Source organism: Nonomuraea sp. NPDC001684 (assembly GCF_053596515.1).
The window spans coordinates 1-3,075 of the sequence record NZ_JBSFGJ010000709.1 but is presented as its reverse complement, the minus strand read 5'-3'; the positions used below and the strand labels follow the sequence as shown (position 1 = coordinate 3,075).

The following is a 3,075-nucleotide window of genomic DNA, read 5'->3' as shown; positions in this document are numbered from 1 at the left end:
CCTCCGGGATCCGGGTGGGCACGGCGTGCGTGACCACGCAGGGCATGGGCCCGCGGGAGATGGAAGAGGTGGGAAGTCTGCTGTCGATGTCCGTGTTGGACAACGTCACGACGATCATGCTGGTCGCGCCGGTGACGGTGATGGTGTGCGGACGGCTGCGCATCCCGGCGCAGCCGTACCTGATCGCCGAGGTGCTGGCCTCCAACATCGGCGGGGCGGCGACGCTGATCGGCGACCCGCCGAACATCATCATCGGCAGCCGGGCGGGGCTGACGTTCAACGACTTCCTCGTCCACATGGCGCCCGCGGTCGTGGTGATCTTCGGCGTGTTCGTGCTGCTCACCTACCCGCTGTTCCGCCGGTCTTTCCACTACAACGCCGACCACGTCGCCAAGGTGATGGCGCTGCAGGAGCGGCGGGCCATCACCGACCCCGCGCTGCTGGCGCGGTCGATGACGGTGCTGGCCGGGGTGGTGACGGCGTTCGCGCTGCACTCCGTGCTGCACCTGGCGCCCTCGATCATCGCCCTGGTCGGCGCGGGGGTCATGCTGCTGGTCTGCCGGGTCGAGCTCGGGGACGTGCTGCGCGAGGTCGAATGGCCCACGCTGGTGTTCTTCGCCGGGCTGTTCGTCATGGTCGCCGGCCTGGTGCACACCGGCATGATGGAGACCATCGGCCGCGCCACCATCGACCTGTTCGGCGACAACTACTTCGCCGCGGCCACCTCGCTGCTGTTCGGCTCCAGCGTGCTGGGGGCGTTCTTCGACAACATCCCGTACGTGGCGACGATGGCGCCGGTGGTGGAGGAACTGGCCGCCGCCGCACCGGACGCGTCCACCGGGCAGGCGCTGTGGTGGGCCTTCGCCTTCGGCGCCGACTTCGGCGGCAACGGCACCGCGGTCGCCGCCAGCGCCAACGTCGTGGCCCTCGGGATCGCCGCCCGCACCGGGAACCCGATCTCCTTCTGGCAGTTCACCCGGTACGGCATCGTCGTCACCCTGGGCAGCACGGCCCTGGCCTGGGTGTACGTCTGGCTGCGTTACTTCTGACCCGGGCCGCCCGGGTCAGGGACGCAGCCGGTGGAACAGCTCGACCCGGGCCCGGTGGTAGTCGAGGTCCTCCTCGTCGTGCGGCACGCCCGCCGCGGCGGCCCTGCGGAAGTAGGCGTGCTCCCTGCGCAGCTTGTGCCGGACGAGCTGGGCGAGCGACTCGTCGTCGAGAGGGGCCGCCGTGCCGCCCTCCTCATGGTAGGCGGCCACGAACTCCTTGCTGGGGCCGGTCAGGTCGTCGCCCCACTCCAGCGCGGCGGCGGCCAGCTCCAGCTCGGGGGCGCCGACGAAGGTCTCGTCCCAGTCGAGGACGGCGACGATGCGGCCGTCCCTGGCCAGGGTGTTGCCGGTGTAGTAGTCGCCGTGCAGCGGGTGGCGTACGGGATGCCCGGCGTGGAAGGCCGCCAGCCAGCGGTCGAGGACGGGGTCGTGCAGGTCGGCGGCGTCCGGGGGCGGGTCGCCGTACAGGCCGGACTCCTGGAAGGCGGGCACGGGACGCGGGCCGGGACGCAGACCGGCCAGCGCGCGGTGCAGCCTGGCCAGCAGCCGCGCGCCCGCCTCCCGCTGCGCCGGCACGTCGGAGTCGGGCCACTCGCCCTCGACGTAGGGCCAGCAGGAGACCGGCCGCCCCGCCACGACGACCACCGTCGCGCCGCCCGCGGTGGCCAGCGGGGCGACGGCCTCGGGGAGCGTGGTGGCGGCGTGCCGGGCGACGGCGTGGCACCACTCCGACTCGGCCACCCCGCGCGCGGCCGGGCCCACCCGGACGACGTGGTCCCCGAGACGGTAGGCGGCCGACTCCTCCCCGCCGTGCAGCCGCTCGCCCTCTCCTTCGGCGCCCCAGGCCCGGGAGACGGCGGCACGGATCTCGGGGGTGAGGGGCGTCTTTGCGTAGATCACCTTGTCAGGTTATGGGGCTCAGGTCATGAGCTGGGACGGCTTGTGGAGTGTTCTGCCAAGGTCGGGCGACACGTGGCGCAAATTCGGCGCTCTCCGCCGGATGGCGCTTAACCTGCACTAACAGGATCATCATCCGCTTGTCACCCCGCGGTCAGGGCCGCCGGTGCCGAGCCCGCTCCGAATTCGGGACGCTCATGATCGTGCAGTCGCAAGAAATCGCCCAAAGCTCACATCCGCCCCATACCCGCCCGTCCCGGCGCCGGGGCACCCGCACGCTGCCCGGCACGGCGCGGCGCGGCCCGCGTCAGGCCCTCGCCGTCGCGCCCGGTCCGCGAGCCGTGGGCCGGGCCTTCCTGCGCCAGGCGCGCGCAAGCCTTGGAACGGTCCACGTTCCGGGGCCGGTCTGGCGCGACCTGCCGCCCGCCGCCGTCTCGCGCTGCCGTTAGCGCCGCTCGGGCAAGCTCGCCGATCACCGTCTGGGAGTCCCGCGTGTCCCATCCGACTCCACCCGCAGCGCCGTCTGTCACGCCGCCCGTGGTGCCGCCAGCTGTGTCATCCGTCGTGCTGCCCGTCGGGGCGCCCGCCGGGGCGGGGCGGGGGCGTGCGACGTGGCGGCACGTCGCCGGCCCCGGCCGGCGCGTGGAGATCAACCCGTGGCTGGCGCGGGCGCCGTGCTCGGTGCGCGCGTGCCTGCCGGAGGAGGCCGTCGCCGCCGGGCGCACGCGCCGCGCGGCCCGGCTGTGCGCCGCCCTGCTGGTGCTGCTGGCCGCGCTGCCCGCCTTCCTCGCCATGGGGGCCGCGCCGAGGCTCTGGCGGGCCAGGACCGCGCAGGCGGCGGCCCGGCTGCTGCTGCGCGCGCTCGGCGTCCGGGTCGAGGTCGCCGGTCCGGCGGACCTCGCGGGGGCGGCGGCCGGGGTGCTCGTCGTGGCCAACCACGTCTCGCTGCTCGACCCGCTGGTCATGCTGGCCGCGTTGCCCTGCCGCCTGCTGGCCAAGCGGGAGGTGCGCCGGTGGCCGCTCATCGGGACGCTCGGCGCGGCCTGCGGGGCGCTGTTCATCGACAGGGAACGCCTGTCCACGCTGCCCGCCGCGGTGGGCCTGGTCCGCGACGCCCTGCTGGCCGGGG

General features: G+C 74.1%; 3 protein-coding genes. 2 read left to right on the top strand and 1 reads right to left on the bottom strand.

Translation table 11 applies throughout. The annotated features are described in order from the left end of the window. The coding region (locus ACWCSD_RS50495) for an SLC13 family permease (protein ID WP_449926647.1) at positions 1-1,049 on the top strand (1,049 nt) is incomplete at its 5' end. A gap of 15 nt (positions 1,050-1,064) precedes the next feature. On the opposite strand, the gene ACWCSD_RS50490 is transcribed toward ACWCSD_RS50495, so the two are convergent. Then, a complete protein-coding gene (locus ACWCSD_RS50490) occupies positions 1,065-1,949 on the bottom strand; it encodes a phosphotransferase enzyme family protein (protein ID WP_449926644.1) in 885 nt (294 codons plus the stop codon). Between the two features lie 549 nt (positions 1,950-2,498). On the opposite strand from ACWCSD_RS50490, the gene ACWCSD_RS50485 reads away from it, so the two are divergent. After that, positions 2,499-3,075 (top strand): lysophospholipid acyltransferase family protein (locus tag ACWCSD_RS50485; protein ID WP_449926641.1); only part of this gene is annotated, 577 nt, incomplete at its 3' end.